We start from the raw sequence: 17830 nt of genomic DNA on the forward strand, positions 1-17830 counted from the left end.
CCATGGAAAAGGTGCGGTTCTCCGCCGGAGACGTGACCCTCACCGGAAACCTGTTCCTGCCGGAGACCACCGGACCGGTGCCGGGCATCGTGGTGGCGGGCACCTGGACAAGCGTCAAGGAACAGATGGCCGACCGCTACGCCGAACAACTCGCCGACCGCGGATTCGCCGCCCTGTCCTTCGACTTCACCGGCTACGGCGAATCCGAGGGCAAGCCCCGCGACCACGAGGTGCCGGAGCGCAAAGTCCACGACATCCACCACGCCGTAACCTTCCTCGCGAACCACTCAGCCGTGGACCCCGACCGTCTGGGCGCCCTCGGCGTGTGCGCCGCCGCGATGTACATGAGCGGCAACGCCGCCGCCGACCCCCGCATCCGCTCGCTCGCGCTCGTCGCGCCCTGGCTGCACGATCGGGAGATCTGCCATCAGGTGTACGGCGGCGCCGACGGCGTGGCCGGCAAACTGGCCGAAGCCACCCGGGCCCGCGCGAGGTTCGACGCGACAGGCGAGGTCGAGTACGTGCCGGTCGTCAGCGGCTCCGACCCACGCGCGGCCATGCCGTTCGACATCGACTTCTACCTCAACCCCGACCGCGGCGGCCTCCCCCAGTGGCCCAACCGCTTCGCGGTGATGGCGTGGGAGGGCTGGCTGGGCTACGACTCGATCTCCCTCGCGCCCCGGATCACCCAACCGGTCCTGCTCGTCCACAGCGAGGACGCCGCCATCCCCAACGGCGCACGGCGCTTCTACGCCGGTCTGGCCGGACCCAAGGAGCTCATCTGGACGGACGGCGACCAGTTCGCCTTCTACGACCAGGAACCCCAGGTCACAACGGCAGCAACCGCCGCCGCAGCCCACTTCACCCACACGCTCACCACCAACCGCTCATAACCGGACGCATGCCTGGCGGCCGGTTGGGGGCGGTTCACAACACACGATTCCGCCGACTCCGCTGCGGCTAACGGTTTCGTCGCTCGGATGCCTTGGGATGGCCGGCAGCGACCCTGGTGAGCCAGATGGTCGTTTCAGCATCGTCGATGGCGTACCAGACGCGCCCTCCAGAGGTCACCTCGTACTGCCACTGGTCCAGATCGCGGGTGTCGTGCTTGACGGTGCCCAGCGAGCCGGACAGTGGGTGTTGCCGGCCGTCAACTCGACGTGGATCGCCTGGGAGGTCCAGCCAACATCGATCGCAGTTACCGGGTACCTGTGCGCGTAGCTCCCGCCATGCCTTCCAAGCTTTGGCATTGCTGCGCGCACGATCCATCCAGTAGGCCGGCGGATCTCTTCGCCTCGGCCGCTCACTCGTCACCCTCAACGGGCTGTCCGCCGGTGCCGTCAAATGGATTGGCAAGATCACGAGCGATCTCGGGGTCGCTCCACGCCAGAGCGGTGGAAGTCCATGACCGGCGGGCCCGGGCATAGGGCAGCAGTTCCCCGGTGTCGGCTCCTGCCAGCAGGTGGGCAAGGAGTTCGCGGACGCACTGCGGCCGCTCGTGCTCCGGAAGCCAGGTCAGCCATGGAAGGTCTTCGGCAAGGGCCTCTTCGGCCAAGACCTGATTGGAGCGAGCCACGATGGTCATGGATCGAGCCAGCGTGAGGAGAGCGGCCCGGGCGGCTTGATAGCGCTCGTCGCGTACCAGCCAGACGTTTTCGGCATCTCGGCGCTCCAGGAGCACGTCGGCAACGTCGAGCTCCGGGAAGACCTCGTTACGCTCACGGGCCAGCGCGCTGAATGGGAACGTCTTCATGCGTCCAGACTACCCCTCAAGTGCATCACTAGTGCAGCACTAATGTTGAAGAGGACAGAGCGAATTCAATATCGCTCAGTCCCGTTCGGCTGCCCAGCCGCGTTGGCCGATGCCCGGGGCGACTGCTGTGGCTGCTGCCCGATACCTGGCGAAACGAAGCTGGCGGTTGCGGCCATCACCTTGAGTGGTCTCAGCTCCGGACGGCCTAAGAGGGAAGTCAAGGAGCCTTCTGTGCCCGTCACACCGGCTCACGAACCGGGGAGCGCGAGGGGCCGGAGGCCTCTCGCCCGGGGGTGCGGGGGCTTGTCCCCGCTGTCACAGCCCGAGCCCCTTTGGCGCGAAGCGCCCCCCACGCGAGGACCACGCCCTTAGTCCCGGGGGTGCGGGGGCCTGCCCCCGCAGTCACAGCCCGAGCCCCACCGGCGCGCAGCGCCCCCACGCGAGGACCATGCCCTGGCGCTAGAACACGGGGATGATCTCTTCTGGGTCGATGAAGTCCACGGGCACGCCTTCCAGATCTAGCTCGGGGATTGCCGGGAAGGCTATGCCCCAGCGTTCGACGATGGCGCGGACCCGGGCCATCGCCTGGCGCCAGTTTTCCGCCTGTTCCTCGTACGACAGCACACCCAGTCCGGCCTCGCGGGCGTGGTCCATGAGGACGCGGTGGTTGTTCAGGAAGTACGGCGGCAGTTCCCAGAAGCCCTCGGGCGGCTCCCACAGGATCATCGACAGGAACACGAACCCGGCCCGCAGCTGCCGGGTGATCAGGGACTTTACCTCCTCGGTCAGCCCCGGCCACTCGTTCTCCAGAATCGTCATGCAAATCTGGAGATGTCGGGACTCATCCCGTCCGATGCGCTGGAACATCTCCCCGAACACCGGATGCCGGGTCCCCGACGCCATCCCCCTGAACAGGGTCGACGCCGCCATCTCGCCCATCATGAAGCTCGTGAACAGGACGGGCAGCGAATACTTGCCCACCGCCGAGCTGTACCCGGTCCAGTAGCGCCCGCCGTTGTGGTACAGCCAGCCGATGTTGTTGTGGGCGGCATGTTCCAGGTCGTCGGCGGGCGTCCAGTTCAGGGGGCCGCCGGGCCACAGGCGGGCGATGGTGCGCTGGCAGCACTCCTCGTGGTTCATCTCGTCGCGGGTGATGGAGAAGAAGCACTTACGGACCGGATCCTCCTCGTGCTTCTCGAACGCCTGGATCGTGGCACGGGCGAAGACGGCGGGCCCGGAGGCGTCGAAGTTGGCGAGGACGGCGAACCAGTACATGATCCCCAACCGCTGCTCCCGGGTGAAGTCCTCGGCCACGAGTCCGTCCCAGGGCAGGTCGGCCGGGTTCCAGAGCATGGTCTTGGACTTCTCGTAGATCGCCGCGAGCTTCTCGGTCTCGACCCGCCACTCCATCGGGTAGATGTTCGGCTGCGGGATCTCGGGCGCGGGCCAGAAACCGCCGTCGGGCACGCTGAGGTCGGCCATGTGTGACACCTCCGCCTCCCATCGTGCGGCTCGATGTCATGCGATTTCAAGTACGCGCGCGCTGCGTCACCGCCACACACGCCAGTACGGCCAGCGCGGCGGCCACCGTGACCCACCCGAACCGCTCCCCCAGCAGGACCCAGGCCCACACCATCGTGAGCAGCGGCTGGACGAGCTGGGTCTGACCGGCCCGCGCGATGCCGCCCTGGGCCAGACCGGCGTACCAGGGGATGAATCCCAGGAACATGGAGATCAGCCCGACATAGGCGAATCCGGCCACCGCTTCGAAGCTCCACACCACGGGGGTCGTCGCGGCGAGCACCGCGGTGACCGGGAGCGTCACCGGGAGCGAGATCACCAGCGCGTAGGAGATCACCTGCCAGCCGGGTGTGGTGCGGGAGAGCTTGCCGCCTTCGGTGTAGCCGATGGCCGCCGACAGCAGGGCCGCCACCAGCAGCAGGTCCGCCCAGGACGCGCCGCCGCCCTCCGCGCGGGTGAAGGTGAAGGCGGTGATCGCGGCGGCGCCGGCCGTACAGGCGAGCCAGAACATCGGACGGGGCCGCTCGCCCGCCCGCAGCACCGCGAACGCGGCGGTGGCGGCGGGCAGGAGCCCGATGACCACGCCGGAGTGCGCGGTGCCGGCGCCGAGCGACAGCGCGAGGCCGCTGAAGACGGGGAAGCCGAAGACGACGCCAAGGGAGATGAGCGCATATGGACGCCATTGGTGACGTGGCGGCAACAACGGCACTCCGGCGGCGCGCAGGCACACCAGGGCCACCAGGCCCGCCACCAACGCCCGGCCGATCGCCACCAGCCACGGGTCGAATCCCTTCATCGCGAAGACCGTCGCGGGGAACGAGCCGGAGAACGACAGGACGCCGAGGAAGGCCAGCAAGGTCCCGCGGCGGGCGGTGTGGGAGACCGCTACTGCGGGAGCGACGATAGCGCTATTCTGTACATTCATGAACAACGATAGCAGTATCGCCCAGATCGCCGCGATGCTGCGCGAAGAGGTCTCCCGCCTCAAACCGGGCGACCGGCTTCCGTCCAGCCGGGAGATCATGCGCCGCCACGGGGTCAGCCCGGTCACGGTGTCGCGGGCGATCGGGCAGCTCACCGCCGAGGGACGGGTGGTGACGCGGCCGGGCGCGGGCGCTTACGTGGCGCAGCGGCCCGCGGCTCAATCCCCGACGGAAGCGGATATGTCGTGGCAGACCGTGGCCCTGGGTGACCGCGTGGTCGACGACACCGCGGTCACCGCCCTGCTGGCCGGCCCGCCCGACCACGTCATCCCGTTGACCGGCGGGTACCTGAACCCCGTCCTGCGCCCTTCCCAGCAGCTCGCCGCCGCCGCGACCAGGGCGGCGCGGCGGCCGGACGCGTGGTCGGTGCCGTCGCTCAACGGGCTGGCCGAGCTGCGCCGATGGTTCGCGGGCCAGGCGGGCGGCGACGTGACCTCGGCCGACGCGCTCGTGGTCAGCGGCGGGCAGTCGGCGCTGTCGCTGGCGTTCAGGTCGCTGGCGGCGCCGGGCACGCCGATCCTGGTCGAGACGCCCACCTACCCGGGCGCGCTGGCGGCGGCGAAGGCGGCCGGGTTGCGGGCGACAGCCGTACCCATGGATGGCGACGGCGTGCGGCCGGACCTGCTCGCCGAGGCCTTCGCCGTCACCGGCGCGCGGGTCTTCTACTGCCAGCCCACGCTGCACAACCCGACCGGCGCCACGCTCTCCCGGGAGCGACGTGAGCAGGTCATCGGCGTGGCGCGGGCGGCGGGCGCGTTCGTGGTCGAGGACGACGTGCTGCGCTACCTGGCCGACGGCGCGCCCCCGCCGATGGTCTCCATGGACCCGGACGGCACCGTCGTCTACGTCAGTTCGCTCACCAAGGTCCTCGCGCCGAGCCTGCGGGTGGCGGCGGTCATCGCGCGCGGTCCCGCCGCGCACCGGCTGCGGGCGGGGCAGCTCGTGGAGTCGTTCTTCGTGGCGCGGCCGCTGCAGGAGACGGCGCTGGAGTTCGTGGGCTCGCCCGCGTGGGAGCGCCACCTGCGCACGGTGCACGCCGAGATCGCGCTGCGCCGCGACGCGCTGCTGGCGGCACTCGCCGCGCGCCTTCCGGCCGCCGCGCCGCATCTGCTGCCCCGCGGCGGCAAGCATCTGTGGGTACGGCTCCCGCCGCACGTCGACGAGCCCGCCCTGGTCGAGGCGGCCTACCGGAACGGCGTGCTGGTGAGCCCCGGCCGCATGTACTACCCGTCGGAGCCGCCGGGCCCGCGCCTGAGGCTCACCTTCATGGCCGCCTCCCACGTGAGCGAACTGACCGAGGGCGTCAGACGGCTGGCCGAGGCGTTCGGCCCCGAAGGCGACTAGACCAGCACCCGGTCGGCGTGTTCGAGGATGATCCGGGCCAGTTCGTCCGGAGCGCGGTGGTTGGCGGTGTGCCCTTGGCCGCGCATCACCACGCGGGTGGAGTGCGGCAGCACCCGTTCCAGGGCGTCCATCCGCTCGCCGAGGTGGGCCGGGCTCTGGTCGCCGCCGAGCAGCACCACCGGCGCCTGGATGTTCGCGTAGTCGCCGAGCCGGTTGCCGAGAGCGTCGATGGCGGCCAGGTCGTCGAGCTGCCGGGGCGCGAGCGCGCGCAGCTTGGGCACCAGGGCCACCGCGAGCGCCCCCATCGACGCCTGCCAGCCCGGGATCTTGATCACTTCGGTGAAGAAGATCCGCATGGCCTTGGCCGTTTTGCCGCGCGCCATCGCGGCCTGGGCGCGGCGGGTCGTGTCGCCGCCGAGCGTGGTGCCGGTGATGACGGGCGGTTCGTAGAGGACGGCTCCGGCGAACGGCCCGGCGCGCAGGGCCTCCAGCGCGACCACGCCGCCCGAGGAGTGGCCGACGAGCAGGACCTGGCCGCCCATGCGTTCGGCGGCGGCGAGCGTCTCGGCGACCTCGTCCTCGATGGTCGCGGCGGCCCGCCGATCGGGCCGGTACTGAAGCCGGACCGGCACCTCGACCGGATACCTGGCGGCGAGCAGCTCCGCGGGCTTGCGCCACATGGAGCCGTCATCCAGACCCGCGTGCAACACCAGAATTCCCGACATCTCGCCAACCTCCTTAGCAGCGCTAAGGGCAATTTAGCACTGCTAAGGTGAAGTGTGAACAAGAAGCTGACCCGGCAGCTGCTCATCGAGACCGGGCTGCGCCTCCTGGACGAGGTCGGCCTCGACGGCCTGACCGTCCGCAGGCTCGCCGCCGAGCTCGGCGTCCAGTCCCCCGCGCTGTATTGGCACATCCGCACCAAGCAGGAGCTCCTGGACGGCATGGCCGACGCCATCGTCCTGGCCGCCGGCATGGGCCCGCCGCTGGACCACGAGTCGTGGCAGGGCTGGCTGGCCCGCCGCGCCCGCGCGTACCGTGGCTCGCTGAGCGCGCACCGCGACGGCGCCCGCGTCGTGTCCGGCGCGAGCAGCCTCAGCGCCGGCGCGGTCGAGCTGTTCGAGCAGGAGCTCGACGGCATGGTCGCCCGGGGCTTCACGCCCGGCCTGGCCCTGCGCACGATCACCACGCTGTCCCACTACGTCAACGGCGTCGTCCTGCACGAACAGGCCGAGCGCGGCGGCCCGTCCGACGTCCGGCCGGGTCCGACCCTGCTGGCCGCCGTGCGCGAGACCGGCGGCCCGCTGGGCGACGACGGCTTCGAACACGGGCTGCGCGCGTTCATCGAGGGCACCGCTCAGGCGCTGGCGAACACCTCGTAGTGCGCGACGGTACGCTCCCTGTCCACCAGGAAGGCGTCGTCGTCGGGGTAGAAGACGGCCCGCGACGGGTCCTCCCCGGCGAAGGCCGTGATGGCCTCCCACGACTCCCAGAACGAGATCAGCAGGAACTCGGTACGGTCACCGTCGTCGCGCCGGGTGAAGCGCACCCCCTGGTTGCCCGGCGTCGCCGTGTATCCGGGAAACCCGGTGCGCAGCAGGTAATCCTCATAGGCGGAGGCGTCGGCCGTACGGGTCCAGCCACGCCATATGCGGACGATCATCAGGACTCCTCTCCGAAGATGACACCACTCAACACGCTACAGTGGTTTCATGCTGGAGCTCGTGCGCGACTTCGTGAACACCTATGACGTGGAGAACGACGCCGACGAGCTGACCTCCCCCGCCGAGCTGGCCCTGTGGCTGCGCGAGCGGGGCCTGGCCGGGGAAGGCGACCGGGCAGAGGACGACGACCTGGCCACGGCGATCGCCCTGCGGGAGGGGCTGCGGGCGGCGTTGCACACCGGCGAGCCGGTCGAGCTGCCGGAGCTGCCGCTGCAGGTGATGATCGCGGACGGGCCCCGGCTGACACCGGTACGGCCCGGCGTCCCGGGCGCGCTGGCCCGGATCGCGGCAGCCGTACTCGATCCCGGATGGGTGCGTTTGAAGGTCTGTCTGGAAGGCACCTGCCAGTGGGCGTTCATCGACTCCTCGAAGAACCGCTCGCGATCCTGGTGCTCCATGAAGGTCTGCGGCAACCGCACCAAAACCCGTGCATATCGGGCAAGGAAGCATGGTTCGCGTCGTCTCCAAGGCTCAAACACCGATACGGTGTAACTCGTGCCTTGTGGCATGACGGCAGGCGAAGGAGCGGGCCGAAAATGGCAGACGTAGGCGTCCGGGCGGCCCGGCGCGAGGATGTGCTCCAGGTTGCGAACGTTCAGGTCCGCGCCTGGCGCTACGGCTATCGGGATTTCCTGCCCGAGGGGCCGCTGGAGCAGATGACCGGAGCGGCGGCCGAGAAGATGTGGCTGCGCCAGTGGGACGAGGCGATCGTCGCCCCGCCCACCTCCCGCCACCGGGTGCTCGTCGCGGTCGAGACCATCCTCGACACCGAGGGCTTCCCCGCGCTGGGCGTCGGCGGCAGCGCCGCGCTCGCCACGCCGCGCGGCGGCGAGCGCGTGGTCGGCCTGGCCTCCCACGCCCCCGCCGAAGACCCCGACCTCGACCCGACCGTCGTCTCCGAGATGCTGACGCTGCTGGTCGACCCCGACTTCGTCCGCCGCGGGCACGGCAGCCGCCTGCTCAACGCCACCGTCGACCACCTGCGCGAGGACGGCTACCGCCAGATCGTCACCTGGGCCTTCGCCGACAACTACGCCGTCCTGGGCTTCCTGGAGTCGGCGGGCTGGGGCGAGGACATGGCGGAACGGGTGCTCGACATGGGCCGCCCGATCCGCATGGTCAGGCTCAGCACGGACATCAGCTAGAGGTAGACGAGAGACATGGCAACTCCTGGTCAGTGGATCGCCGGTGCGCGACCGCGCACCCTGCCCAACGCCGTCGTCCCCGTCATGGTCGGCACCGGCGTCGCCTTCGGCCTCGGCGCCGTCGGCTGGTGGCAGGCGCTGGTCGCCCTGGCCGTCGCCCTCCTGCTGCAGATCGGCGTCAACTACGCCAACGACTACAGCGACGGCGTACGCGGCACCGACGACCAGCGGGTCGGCCCGATGCGCCTGGTCGGCTCCAGGGCCGCCACGCCGCGCCAGGTCCTGACCGCCGCCCTGGGCTGCTTCGCCGCCGCCGCGGTGGCCGGCCTGGCGCTGGTCATCGCCACCCGCGCGTGGTGGATCCTACCGGTCGGCGCGGCGGCGATCGCCGCCGCGTGGTTCTACACCGGGGGCAAGCGCCCGTACGGCTACCGCGCGCTCGGCGAGTTGTCCGTCTTCGTGTTCTTCGGCGTGGTCCCGGTGGTCGGCACCACGTTCGTCCAGGTGGAATACCTGTCCGGCCTGGCCCTGGCCGCCTCGGTGCCGGTCGGCCTGCTGTCGTGCTCGATGCTCGTGGTCAACAACCTGCGCGACGTGGTCACCGACGGCCCCGCGGGCAAGAAGACCCTGGCCGTCGTGCTGGGCGCCGAGCGCACCCGCGTTCTCTACGCCGCCTGCCTGGTACTGCCGTTCGTCATCGTGCTGGCGCTGGTGACGGTCTCGCCGTGGGTGGCACTGGCGCTGCTGGCCGCGCCGCTGGCCATCGCCCCCATCCGTACCGTTCTGGGGGGTGCGGTCGGGCCCGACCTGATCGCCGTCCTCCAGGCGACGGGCAAGCTGCAGATGGCGTTCGGGCTGCTGTTCTCGATCGGGCTGGCGCTGATCTAGCCGGTCGTCTGGGTCACCACGGGGGACGGCCCGCCGTACCTGAAGGATCTGACCCGGTAGGCGGCCCGCTTCTCCTCGGGCAGCGTGACCAGGCCGACCGCGTTGACGTCCGGTTCGAGCAGGGCGGCCACCCGGAAGCCGGGCGCGTCCTTCGCCCTGACCTCCAGCAGGTAGCCCTCCTCGTCGCCGGCGCGGTCGGTCCAGGTGAACGCGATGCCGTTGGCGTGCTTGACCGTGGCCCGCAGGTTCTCCGGCGCAGCCCCCGGACCGGTGCCCCGGACGGTCTGCGGGAGGGTGCGCGGGTCGAGCCAGTCGTGGGCCTCGTCCTCCTCCAGCGGGCCGGGCAGGAGCGTGACCTCGACGGTGTTGGAGGCGGGGCCGTAGTAGGGGCGCAGGCGGTAGTAGAACGTGGTGCGCGGGATCAGGTCCCGGTGGGTGTACCTGGTCCGTCCCGGCGGCAGGAAGTCGAGGATTGTGTACGGCCCCCGCGGCTCCGTGGCGAACTCGACCACGCGGCCCGCCACCCCCTGATCGCCCGGCGGCCAGGTGAGGGTGACGTCCCGAGGCGTGGTCAGGACTGCCGTCAGCGGCGCCGGGGCCGGCGGCGCGGGCTCCGGCGCCGCGCAACCGGCCAGGGCGAAGGCCGCCAGGACGAGCGGCGTTCTCACTTGCGCCAGAACCGGATGTCCGACCACTCGACGGTGACCGGGCCCTGGCCGCTGTTGGTGCGGTAGGAGCCGAACTTGTCGTAGAAGTCGCCTCCGGGGCTGGAGGTGGTGTGCTTCAGCGAGCCGTTGATGTAGGTGCGGTGGGTGCTGCCGACCACGTGCACGGTGTTGACCCGCACGGTGGTGCCGAGCGTCGCGCCGCTGGCGATGGTGGTGCCGCCGTGCACCGCGTACAGGCGTCCGCCCCTTTCCACGGCCATCATGAAGAACGGGCCGGTCGTCTTGAAGGTCTGCTTCAGGCTGATCCGGGTGCCGCCCATGCTGGTGATCTTGAAGAAGCCCTGGAACTGCCGGGTGCCGCCGGTGTAGGTGGCGTAGCGGCGTTCGGCGCGCTGGTCGCCGCTGCCGGTGGAGCAGGTGAGGCGGAAGGTCAGGTCGCTGACGTCACCGCAGCCGCGTTCCTGGACGTTGAACGTGGGGTCGTAGGCGGTCCACGGTCCCTGTTCGACCGGGCCGGGGCCGCTGTCCTGCCGGGTGGTTCCGGTCACCGGGGCGCTCTTGGGAGACTCGTTTCCCGCGGCGTCGCGGGCGGCGACCGTGTAGGTGTGGGTGCTGTTGGGCGCCAGGCCGGTGATGGCGGCGCCGGTGCCGGTCGGGGCGGCCACCTGGGTCGTGCCTTCGTAGACGCGGTAGCCGATGACGCCGACGTTGTCGGTGGCCGCGTCCCAGGTGAGCGTGATGGCGCTGCTCGTGGTGGCGGTGACCCTCGGGTTCGCGGGGGTGGTGGGCGGCTGGGCGTCGGGGGTGCCGGTGACCAGGCGGTCCAGGTTCGGGCCGCCGTCGGCGGCGGTGGAGGTGAGGCGGACGGCGTTCTGCCCGGCGGCCAGCGTGACCGTGACGGTGGTCTCCATCCAGGTGGTCCAGGCGCCGGTGGGCGGGAAGTCCTTGGCCTGGGTGGCGCCGCCTGCCGTGACGGACATCGGGCGGACGCCGGTGGTGCCGTTGGCGTAGCGGATGGTCAGCGGGACCGGGCCCGCCTCCGCCGCGCTCACGGTGAACTCCACGGAGGAGCCGACGAGGTTGTCGAGGTTGACGAAGCCGGTGCCGGTGTATCCGGCATGGTTGGATTCGACCGCGCCCTGGCTGATGGTGGCGTCCTCGGCCTGGTAGTCGGCCAGGACGGCGGTGGGGGTGGGGGCCGGAAGCATGCTGAGCAGAAGCCCCAGAGTGAGTAATCGGGCCATAATTCATGGGATCATTGTTCACAGATGACCGTCAAGTGATTCCACATTTCCCGTCGAATCCGGATTTATCCACATATATGGATGGGCTGGTCATCGGATGTGTGATCCCGGATGATCTCTTTGTATGCCTCGACAAGCGGGGTGACGCAGGCTCGTACGTCCGGATAAACGCCCAGGTCAGCCGCCTTTGGTTCACTGAAGGGGACACCGATCTGGGAGGACACGATGGAGCAACGCGGGATCGAGCTGGTCCCGGCCGGGGAGAGGTATGGCCGCCCGCGTGACCTTCTCTTCCTGTGGACCGGGACGACGATGGGCATCTTCACCCTCGTCTACGGCACCACCATCGTGGCCGCCTTCGGCCTCAACTTCTGGCAGGCCGTCGCCGCGATCGTCGTCGGCAACCTGCTGGCCTTCCCACTCGTCGGCCTGACCAGCCTCCAGGGCCCGGCCACCGGCACCTCCACCATGGCCGTCTCCCGCGCCGCCTACGGACCCAAGGGCGCCCGCCTGCTCAGCTTCTTCGGCTGGCTCAACATGGTCGGCTTCGAGGCCGGCGGCATGGTCCTCATCACCTTCGCCGCCCTGTCGCTGCTCGGCCAGGCCGGGGTGGCCACCGAGAGCCTCGGGCTGAAGGTCGCCGTCATCCTGGTCGCCGCGCTCATCCAGCTCGTGCTCCCGCTCATCGGGCACGCCGCGGTGATGAAGGCGCAGAAGTACTTCACCTGGGTCTTCGTCGTCCTGTTCGGGCTCATGGCGATCCTGGTCGGCCCCAAGGTCGACGTCGCGGCGGGCGGCGCCGGCGCGGACTTCACCACGTTCACGATCGCCGTCGCGCTGATCATGTCCGCGGGCGGGCTGTCCTGGGGGCCGCTGGGCGGCGACTACTCGCGCTACCTTCCCGCCGACTCCTCCAAGAAGGCCGTCTTCGGGTACGCCTTCCTCGGTGGCTTCGTGCCGTACGTGCTGTTGATGACCCTCGGCGCGGCCGTCGCCACCGTGGTCAAGGACGCGGCCGACCCGATCTCCGGGCTGCCCGGGGCGCTGCCGTCCTGGTTCGTCGTGCCGTATCTGCTGCTGGCGATCGTCTCGCTGTTCGCGGTCAACACCACGGACCTGTACTCCTCGGGGTTGAACCTTCAGGCCGCCGGCATCAAGGTGAAACGGTGGGTGGCAGTGGTCGCCGACCTCATCCTGTGCGTGATCATCACGTACGTGGCGGTGACGTCGGAGAACTTCAACACGATGCTCAACACCTTCCTCGGCCTGCTGATCATCTGGCTGGCGCCGTGGGCCGGCGTGTACGTCACCGACTGGCTGCGCAGGAAGGGCCGCTACGACGCCCGCGCCCTGTTCGACAAGAGCGCGCCCGGCCAGGTCCGCTGGGCGGCGATCATCGCCCAGGTCGCGGGCATGGTCGCCGCTGCCCTCTGGATCAACTCCACCGCGTTCGTCGGCTGGATCTCCCAGGCCACCGGCGGCGCCGACTTCAGCATCTTCGCCGGGTTCCTGGTGGCCGGGGCGGCTTATGCCGTACTTGATCGCCGGCCCGTTTCCGTTCCTGTTCTTGAGGGGGTTCGATGACACTGCTCGATGTGGCGTACGGCAGGCGGCCGGCTGACACGATCATCGCCAACGGCACGCTGGTCAACGTCCTGACGGGCGAGGTCTACCCGGCGGAGATCGGGATATTTCAGGACCGCATCGCCGCCGTCGGGCCCGCTCTTCAGCGCGGTCCGCAGACCCGGGTGATCGACGCCGCGGGCGGATACCTGGTGCCCGGCCTGATCGACGGGCACCTGCACATCGAGTGCTCCAAGTTGTCGGTCACCAGCTTCGCCGACCTGGTCGTACCGCTGGGCACCACGAGCGTGGTGTCGGGCCTGGACCAGGTGCTCGTGGTCGAGGGCCTGCCCGGAGTCCGGAAATTTCTGGATGAGTCGAAGAAGACCGGGATGCGGATCTGGTGGGGTGCCCCCGCGAAAGCCCCGTACACCGTGCCCCAGAGCAACGTCGGCTTCACCTTCGGCCCCGACGAGCACCGCGAGGCCCACACCTGGCCCGAGTGCGTGGGCGTGTGGGAGACCGTCCAGGAGATGGTCGAGCACGGCGACCCGGCCGTGATGCGGGCGCTTGAGCTGGCCGAGAAGCACCGGCTGCCGGTCTTCGGCTGCGCCCCGCTGTCGGATGCCCGCCGGATCGCCGGCCTGGCCGCCGCCGGCATCCGCCTCGACCACGAGTCCTACTCCCACGGGGAGATGCTGGAGAAGCTGCGCCAGGGTATCTACGCCATCGTGCGCGAATCCTCCGTGGCCCACTTCCTGCAGGAGAACATCCAGGTCGTGAGCAAGGTCGGCGCCCGCAGGGTGGCCTTCTGCACCGACGACGTGCACGCCGCCGACGTCCTGGCCGGCGGGCACATGGACAAGCTGGTACGCATGGCCGTGAAGGCCGGGGTGGACCCGGTCACCGCGATCCAGATGGCCACGGTCAACTGCGCCGAGATGTACCGCATCGACGACAAGGTGGGCAGCATCGCCCCCGGCCGCTTCGCCGACGTGCTGATCGTGGACTCGCTGGAGGACTTCCGGGTCCGCGACGTCGTCGCCGCGGGCGAGCTGGTGGCCCGCGACGGCCGGCTGATCACCCCGACCGTCCCGCCCGCCCGCGGCCAGGTCACGAAATTTCCGGTCAAGGAGGTCACGGCCGACGACTTCGCCCTGCGCAGCGAGCAGGCAGCAGTGGACGTGCTGGCCATCGGCTTCACCGAGCAGGTCTTCGTCCGCAAGCGCCGCGACATCACGCTCCCCGTGCTCAACGGCGTCGTGGAGCCCTCGGTGGACAAGGACGCCCTCCTCGTCACCGTCGTGGAACGCTATGGCAAGACCGGCAACATGCCGGTTGCCGTGGTCAGCGGCATGGGCATCCGCGAAGGCGCCATCGCCACCAGCGCCGCCCCGGACGACAACAACATCATCTGCGTCGGCGCCTCCCGCGCGGACATGGCCCTGGCCGTCAACACCGTGGCCGAGATGGGCGGCGGCCAGGTGATCGTGGTCGACGGCGAAGTCCGCGAGAGCCTCCCGCTGCCCATCGCCGGCATCGTGTCCGACCTGCCCGCCGCCGAGATGGCCGTGGCCGAGCAACGTCTCGACGACCTGGCCCGCGAACTGGGCTGCACCCTGCCGTCACCGCTGATGTACCTGTTCTTCCTGTCCATCACCGCGATCCCCGACTACGCCGTGACCGACCTCGGCCTGGTGGATTGCGTCAACCTCGAGGTCGTGGAGGTCATTCAGTGACTGCGTTCATCGCCGGGCTGCCCAAGTGCGAGCTGCATCTGCACATCGAGGGAACGCTGGAGCCGGAGCTCAAGTTCGAGCTGGCCCGGCGCAACGGGATCGCGCTGCCGTACGCGGGCGTCGAGCAGATGCGCGCGGCCTACGACTTCGACGACCTGCCCTCCTTCCTCAAGATCTACTACGAGGGCATGGGCGTGCTGCGCACCGAGCCCGACTTCTACGACCTGGCCATGGCCTACCTGCGTAAGGCCGCCTCGCAGAACGTGCGCTACGCGGAGATCTTCTTCGACCCGCAGGCGCACACCTCGCGCGGCGTGCCGTTCGACGTGGTCATCCGGGGCCTGCGGCGGGCGCTCATCGACGCCGAGAACCAGCTCGACGTGCGGGCGCAGCTCATCATGTGCTTCCTGCGCGACTTCCAGGCCGAGTACGCGATGGCGACGCTGCTGGAGTCGCTGCCCTACAAGGAGTGGATCGTCGGCGTCGGCCTGGACTCCGACGAGAAGGGCAACCCGCCGGCCAAGTTCGCCGCCGTGTACGAGCGCGCCCGCCAGGAGGGCTACCTGCTCACCATGCACTGCGACGTGGACCAGCAGAACTCCGTCGAGCACATCCGCCAGGCGATCCAGGACATCGGCGTCAACCGGATCGACCACGGCGTCAACATCCTGGAGGACCCGAAGCTGGTCGCCGAGGTCCTGGACAAGGGCATCGGCATGACCTCCTGCCCGATCTCCAACGGCTACGTCACCGACTCCATGAAGATCGAGGGCATCCGCAAGCTGCTCGACCTGGGCGTGCGGGTCACGATCAACTCCGACGACCCGGCCTACTTCATGGGCTACGTGGCCGAGAACCTCGAAGTCCTCAACTTCCCCGACGAGGACCTCAAGCAGCTGCAGCGCAACGCCTTCGAGATCACCTGGCTGCCCCGCCACGTCAAGGACGCCTACATCGCCGAAGTGGACGTCTACGCGCCCTAACGCATGCGCACGGCCAGCATGAAGTCCACCCGCTGGTCCCAGGAGTTGAGCGAGCGACCGGTCAGCTCCTCGATGCGCTTGAGCCGGTAGCGCAACGTGTTGACGTGGACGTGCAGGCGTTCCGAGGTCGTGGTCCAGTTGCCCGACTCCTCGAGGAACGCCTGCAACGTCTCCAGCAGATCGGTCTGGTGCGCCGCGTCGTAGGCCTCCAGCGTGCCCAGCAACCGGGTCCGGAAGGACCTGCGCAGATCCGCCGGAATCGCCGCCAGCAGCGTGCGGTGGGAGCTGACGTCGTCCCCGGTGATCACGCTGATCCGCTCGCCGCTGAGCGCGGCCAGCGAGCGCGCGTGCCGGGCCTCCTCGATCAGCCCGCTCAGCGCGGCGGGCCCGGTCGTGACGCTGCTGACGCCGAGCGCGATCCGCCCCTCACCGCCCAGCCCCGCCTCCAGCCTGCGCGCCCCGGCCATCACGTGCCGGATCAGCTCCCGCGCACTGTTGCCCGCCAGAGGCACCAACGCGATCGCCTCACCGTCCGAGGCGGCCACCCCGCTCACGGCACCGCCCGCCCCGCGCGTCCCGCTCGCGGCGCCGGCCACCCCGTGCCCCCCGTGCGCACTGCTCGCGGCGCCGGACGTCCCGCTCGCAGTCCCGGGCGCGGCGGTCACAATGCCCGGCGCCAGCGGCCGCAGCAGCTCATCCAGTACGGCCACGCCCGCGTCCCCCGGCGCCGACAACGCCACCACCAGCAGCCCGTGCTCGGTCTCCACGTGCAACGTGTGCAGGCGGGAGACCACACCGGGCAGGGCCGCGTCCCCCGACTCCAGCAACTCCAGCAACTGGTCGAACACCCGCCGCTCGATCCGCTGCGCCGCCTCCAGCCGGGAGCGCTCCAGCGCCACCAGCGCGGCCAGCTCCACGATGAGGTCCTCGTTCTCGCCCTGCGCCTGCTCCCCGGCATAGGCCAGGAACCAGTTGGCGATCCGGTGCGGGGCGCCCTTGCTGATCGGGAAGACCGACAGCCCGCCCACCATCCCCGGCAGGTGCCGCGCGGTCAGGAACGTGTGGGCCAGCCGCGCCCGTTCCTCCTCGGCCAGCGGCTGCGAACCGACGATGACCCGGCCGGTCGGCGACATCACCCAGCACGGCACGTCGAGCTCCCCGGCGACCGCGGTGACGACCTTGGTCAGACTGCCGCCGTCGACCAGCGTGCTGGCCAGGCGGCGGCGGGAGCCGTACCTCTGACGGGGCGGGGAGCCGAGCTCGGCGATCAGCGCGCGCAGGACGTGCTCGGTGACGTGGCTGAACGGCACCTCGACGGGGAGCGTGAGCAGCGGCAGCCCGGCCTCGGCGCAGGCGTCGACGAGGTCGAGCGGAACGCCCTTGAGCGCGGTGCCGGAGACGAGGGCCGCCACATCGCCCAGCGCTTTCACGAAACTTCGGGATGATTCGGCGCCGGTGTGCCAGGTCAGCTCGGTCAGCACCAGCTCCCCCGGCTTCACGAACCTGCCCGGTTCGGCGAGGTCCGTGGTGGACACGCCGCGTACCTGCCGGTCGAGCAGGTCATGCCCGGTCAGCACCTTGAGGTGGAGATGGCGGGCCCGCACCAGCTCCCTCAGCCGCATGGCCAGCCCTCCCGGCGCCAGGCGGCCTCCCAGTACATCCACTCGAACCGGGCCGTCGTCAGCGCCCGGTCCAGGAGCCGTTCGCGGTCGTCGGCGCTCAGGACCAGGCCGTCGAGCAGGTCCAGCGCGCCCGCGACGGTCTCCTGGTAGGACTCGGCGCCGTAGGTCTCGATCCACCAGGCGTAGAGCGGATCGGGCGACGAGCGCTGGAGCAGCGCCTCGCCGACCCTGGCGTAGATCCAGTAGCAGGGCACGATCGCGCCGAGCGCCTCGGGGAACGTGCCGAGCGAACAGCTCCTGACCAGGTAGGAGGCGTAGCCGACGGTGGTGGGCGCGGCGGGCAGCTTGCGCGCGTCGGCCTCGTCCAGCCCGAACGCCGCCAGCAACTCCACCACCAGGCTGTGCTCGACCTCGACCGTCATCGCCGCGTCCCGCGCGAAGCTCTGCACCGAGGACGGCTCCGGCGAACGCGCCGCGCAGGCCGCCTGGGCCCGTGCGTAGTCCGGCAGGAAATGCGCCTCCTGCACGACGTAGTGGCGGAACGCCTCGCGCGGCAGCGACCCGTCCGTCAGACCGGACAGGAACGGATGGGCGAGGATCTGGTCATAGACCCCGCCGACGACCTGCCACACGTCATCTCGCAAGCGGCTCAC

Annotated in this window: 18 protein-coding genes; 9 read left to right on the forward strand and 9 right to left on the reverse strand. The window is 70.1% G+C overall.

Annotated features, from left to right (window positions below):
• The first annotated feature begins 2 nt into the window (after positions 1-2).
• Positions 3-893, forward strand: coding sequence for an alpha/beta hydrolase (locus tag HNR40_RS29365; RefSeq protein ID WP_184966959.1), 891 nt, complete (start codon positions 3-5; stop codon positions 891-893).
• 410 nt (positions 894-1303) lie between these two features.
• Here HNR40_RS29365 and HNR40_RS29370 read toward each other — a convergent pair whose 3' ends face one another.
• The 3 genes from HNR40_RS29370 to HNR40_RS29380 form a co-directional block, all read right to left on the reverse strand.
• A complete protein-coding gene (locus tag HNR40_RS29370) occupies positions 1304-1753 on the reverse strand; it encodes a hypothetical protein (protein ID WP_184966961.1) in 450 nt (149 codons plus the stop codon).
• Between the two features lie 459 nt (positions 1754-2212).
• Positions 2213-3235, reverse strand: coding sequence for a hypothetical protein (locus HNR40_RS29375; protein ID WP_184966963.1), 1023 nt, complete (start codon positions 3233-3235; stop codon positions 2213-2215).
• 46 nt (positions 3236-3281) lie between these two features.
• The gene (locus tag HNR40_RS29380) at positions 3282-4199 is read right to left on the reverse strand and encodes a DMT family transporter (RefSeq protein WP_184966965.1); all 918 of its coding nucleotides are present in this window, start codon (positions 4197-4199) and stop codon (positions 3282-3284) included.
• Here HNR40_RS29380 and HNR40_RS29385 point away from each other — a divergent pair.
• Positions 4198-5601 (forward strand): aminotransferase-like domain-containing protein, encoded by a 1404-nt coding sequence (locus tag HNR40_RS29385; protein WP_184966967.1) that lies wholly within the window; start codon positions 4198-4200, stop codon positions 5599-5601. The genes HNR40_RS29380 and HNR40_RS29385 overlap by 2 nt on opposite strands.
• Here HNR40_RS29385 and HNR40_RS29390 read toward each other — a convergent pair.
• Complete coding sequence (locus tag HNR40_RS29390; protein ID WP_184966969.1) at positions 5598-6326, reverse strand: alpha/beta fold hydrolase; 729 nt, start codon at positions 6324-6326, stop codon at positions 5598-5600. The genes HNR40_RS29385 and HNR40_RS29390 overlap by 4 nt on opposite strands.
• A gap of 54 nt (positions 6327-6380) precedes the next feature.
• Here HNR40_RS29390 and HNR40_RS29395 point away from each other — a divergent pair, with 54 nt between their 5' ends.
• Positions 6381-6983, forward strand: a complete 603-nt coding sequence (locus HNR40_RS29395; RefSeq protein WP_312896553.1) for a TetR/AcrR family transcriptional regulator C-terminal domain-containing protein — start codon at positions 6381-6383, stop codon at positions 6981-6983.
• Here HNR40_RS29395 and HNR40_RS29400 read toward each other — a convergent pair.
• On the reverse strand, positions 6959-7264 hold the full coding sequence (locus HNR40_RS29400; protein ID WP_184966971.1) for an antibiotic biosynthesis monooxygenase family protein: 306 nt from the start codon (positions 7262-7264) through the stop codon (positions 6959-6961). The two genes, HNR40_RS29395 and HNR40_RS29400, sit on opposite strands and share 25 nt — an antisense overlap.
• A gap of 49 nt (positions 7265-7313) precedes the next feature.
• On the opposite strand from HNR40_RS29400, the gene HNR40_RS29405 reads away from it, so the two are divergent.
• From HNR40_RS29405 to HNR40_RS29415, 3 genes are read left to right on the forward strand one after another with little or no spacing between them, the layout of a single operon-like run.
• Positions 7314-7817: a CGNR zinc finger domain-containing protein gene (locus HNR40_RS29405; RefSeq protein ID WP_184966973.1), complete on the forward strand. Its 504-nt coding sequence runs from the start codon at positions 7314-7316 to the stop codon at positions 7815-7817.
• A 44-nt stretch (positions 7818-7861) separates the two neighbouring features.
• Entirely contained in the window at positions 7862-8470 is a 609-nt protein-coding gene (locus HNR40_RS29410) for a GNAT family N-acetyltransferase (RefSeq protein ID WP_184966975.1), read from the forward strand.
• Between the two features lie 15 nt (positions 8471-8485).
• Positions 8486-9358, forward strand: a complete 873-nt coding sequence (locus tag HNR40_RS29415) for a 1,4-dihydroxy-2-naphthoate polyprenyltransferase (protein WP_184966977.1) — start codon at positions 8486-8488, stop codon at positions 9356-9358.
• On the opposite strand, the gene HNR40_RS29420 is transcribed toward HNR40_RS29415, so the two are convergent.
• Positions 9355-10026: a fibronectin type III domain-containing protein gene (locus tag HNR40_RS29420; protein WP_184966978.1), complete on the reverse strand. Its 672-nt coding sequence runs from the start codon at positions 10024-10026 to the stop codon at positions 9355-9357. The genes HNR40_RS29415 and HNR40_RS29420 overlap by 4 nt on opposite strands.
• Positions 10023-11270: a fibronectin type III domain-containing protein gene (locus tag HNR40_RS29425; protein ID WP_184966979.1), complete on the reverse strand. Its 1248-nt coding sequence runs from the start codon at positions 11268-11270 to the stop codon at positions 10023-10025. Before HNR40_RS29425 ends, HNR40_RS29420 begins: the two co-directional genes overlap by 4 nt.
• Before the next feature lie 225 nt (positions 11271-11495).
• Here HNR40_RS29425 and HNR40_RS29430 point away from each other — a divergent pair, with 225 nt between their 5' ends.
• From HNR40_RS29430 to add, 3 genes are read left to right on the forward strand one after another with little or no spacing between them, the layout of a single operon-like run.
• Entirely contained in the window at positions 11496-12854 is a 1359-nt protein-coding gene (locus HNR40_RS29430; protein WP_184966980.1) for a purine-cytosine permease family protein, read from the forward strand.
• The gene (locus HNR40_RS29435; RefSeq protein ID WP_184966981.1) at positions 12851-14572 is read left to right on the forward strand and encodes an adenine deaminase; all 1722 of its coding nucleotides are present in this window, start codon (positions 12851-12853) and stop codon (positions 14570-14572) included. The genes HNR40_RS29430 and HNR40_RS29435 overlap by 4 nt, the downstream gene beginning before the upstream one ends.
• On the forward strand, positions 14569-15555 hold the full coding sequence (gene add, locus HNR40_RS29440; protein WP_184966982.1) for an adenosine deaminase: 987 nt from the start codon (positions 14569-14571) through the stop codon (positions 15553-15555). The genes HNR40_RS29435 and add overlap by 4 nt, the downstream gene beginning before the upstream one ends.
• Here add and HNR40_RS29445 read toward each other — a convergent pair.
• Together HNR40_RS29445 and HNR40_RS29450 are read right to left on the reverse strand one after the other, a co-directional pair.
• Complete coding sequence (locus HNR40_RS29445) at positions 15552-17177, reverse strand: PucR family transcriptional regulator (protein WP_184966983.1); 1626 nt, start codon at positions 17175-17177, stop codon at positions 15552-15554. The genes add and HNR40_RS29445 overlap by 4 nt on opposite strands.
• On the reverse strand, positions 17168-17830 hold the full coding sequence (locus tag HNR40_RS29450; protein ID WP_184966984.1) for a TenA family protein: 663 nt from the start codon (positions 17828-17830) through the stop codon (positions 17168-17170). The genes HNR40_RS29445 and HNR40_RS29450 overlap by 10 nt, the downstream gene beginning before the upstream one ends.

This window comes from Nonomuraea endophytica (assembly GCF_014203235.1).
In the GTDB taxonomy this organism is placed as follows: domain Bacteria; phylum Actinomycetota; class Actinomycetes; order Streptosporangiales; family Streptosporangiaceae; genus Nonomuraea; species Nonomuraea endophytica.

Excerpts from the sequence above, each read along its gene's own strand:
- HNR40_RS29400 (WP_184966971.1), bottom strand. The coding sequence starts at position 7,264 with ATGATCGTCCGCATATGGCGTGGCTGGACCCGTACGGCCGACGCCTCC.
- HNR40_RS29435 (WP_184966981.1), top strand. The coding sequence starts at position 12,851 with ATGACACTGCTCGATGTGGCGTACGGCAGGCGGCCGGCTGACACGATC.
- HNR40_RS29430 (WP_184966980.1), top strand. The coding sequence starts at position 11,496 with ATGGAGCAACGCGGGATCGAGCTGGTCCCGGCCGGGGAGAGGTATGGC.
- HNR40_RS29380 (WP_184966965.1), bottom strand. The coding sequence starts at position 4,199 with ATGAATGTACAGAATAGCGCTATCGTCGCTCCCGCAGTAGCGGTCTCC.
- HNR40_RS29365 (WP_184966959.1), top strand. The coding sequence starts at position 3 with ATGGAAAAGGTGCGGTTCTCCGCCGGAGACGTGACCCTCACCGGAAAC.
- HNR40_RS29410 (WP_184966975.1), top strand. The coding sequence starts at position 7,862 with ATGGCAGACGTAGGCGTCCGGGCGGCCCGGCGCGAGGATGTGCTCCAG.
- HNR40_RS29445 (WP_184966983.1), bottom strand. The coding sequence starts at position 17,177 with ATGCGGCTGAGGGAGCTGGTGCGGGCCCGCCATCTCCACCTCAAGGTG.
- HNR40_RS29375 (WP_184966963.1), bottom strand. The coding sequence starts at position 3,235 with ATGGCCGACCTCAGCGTGCCCGACGGCGGTTTCTGGCCCGCGCCCGAG.
- HNR40_RS29370 (WP_184966961.1), bottom strand. The coding sequence starts at position 1,753 with ATGAAGACGTTCCCATTCAGCGCGCTGGCCCGTGAGCGTAACGAGGTC.
- HNR40_RS29390 (WP_184966969.1), bottom strand. The coding sequence starts at position 6,326 with ATGTCGGGAATTCTGGTGTTGCACGCGGGTCTGGATGACGGCTCCATG.
- HNR40_RS29425 (WP_184966979.1), bottom strand. The coding sequence starts at position 11,270 with ATGGCCCGATTACTCACTCTGGGGCTTCTGCTCAGCATGCTTCCGGCC.
- HNR40_RS29405 (WP_184966973.1), top strand. The coding sequence starts at position 7,314 with ATGCTGGAGCTCGTGCGCGACTTCGTGAACACCTATGACGTGGAGAAC.
- HNR40_RS29385 (WP_184966967.1), top strand. The coding sequence starts at position 4,198 with ATGAACAACGATAGCAGTATCGCCCAGATCGCCGCGATGCTGCGCGAA.
- HNR40_RS29415 (WP_184966977.1), top strand. The coding sequence starts at position 8,486 with ATGGCAACTCCTGGTCAGTGGATCGCCGGTGCGCGACCGCGCACCCTG.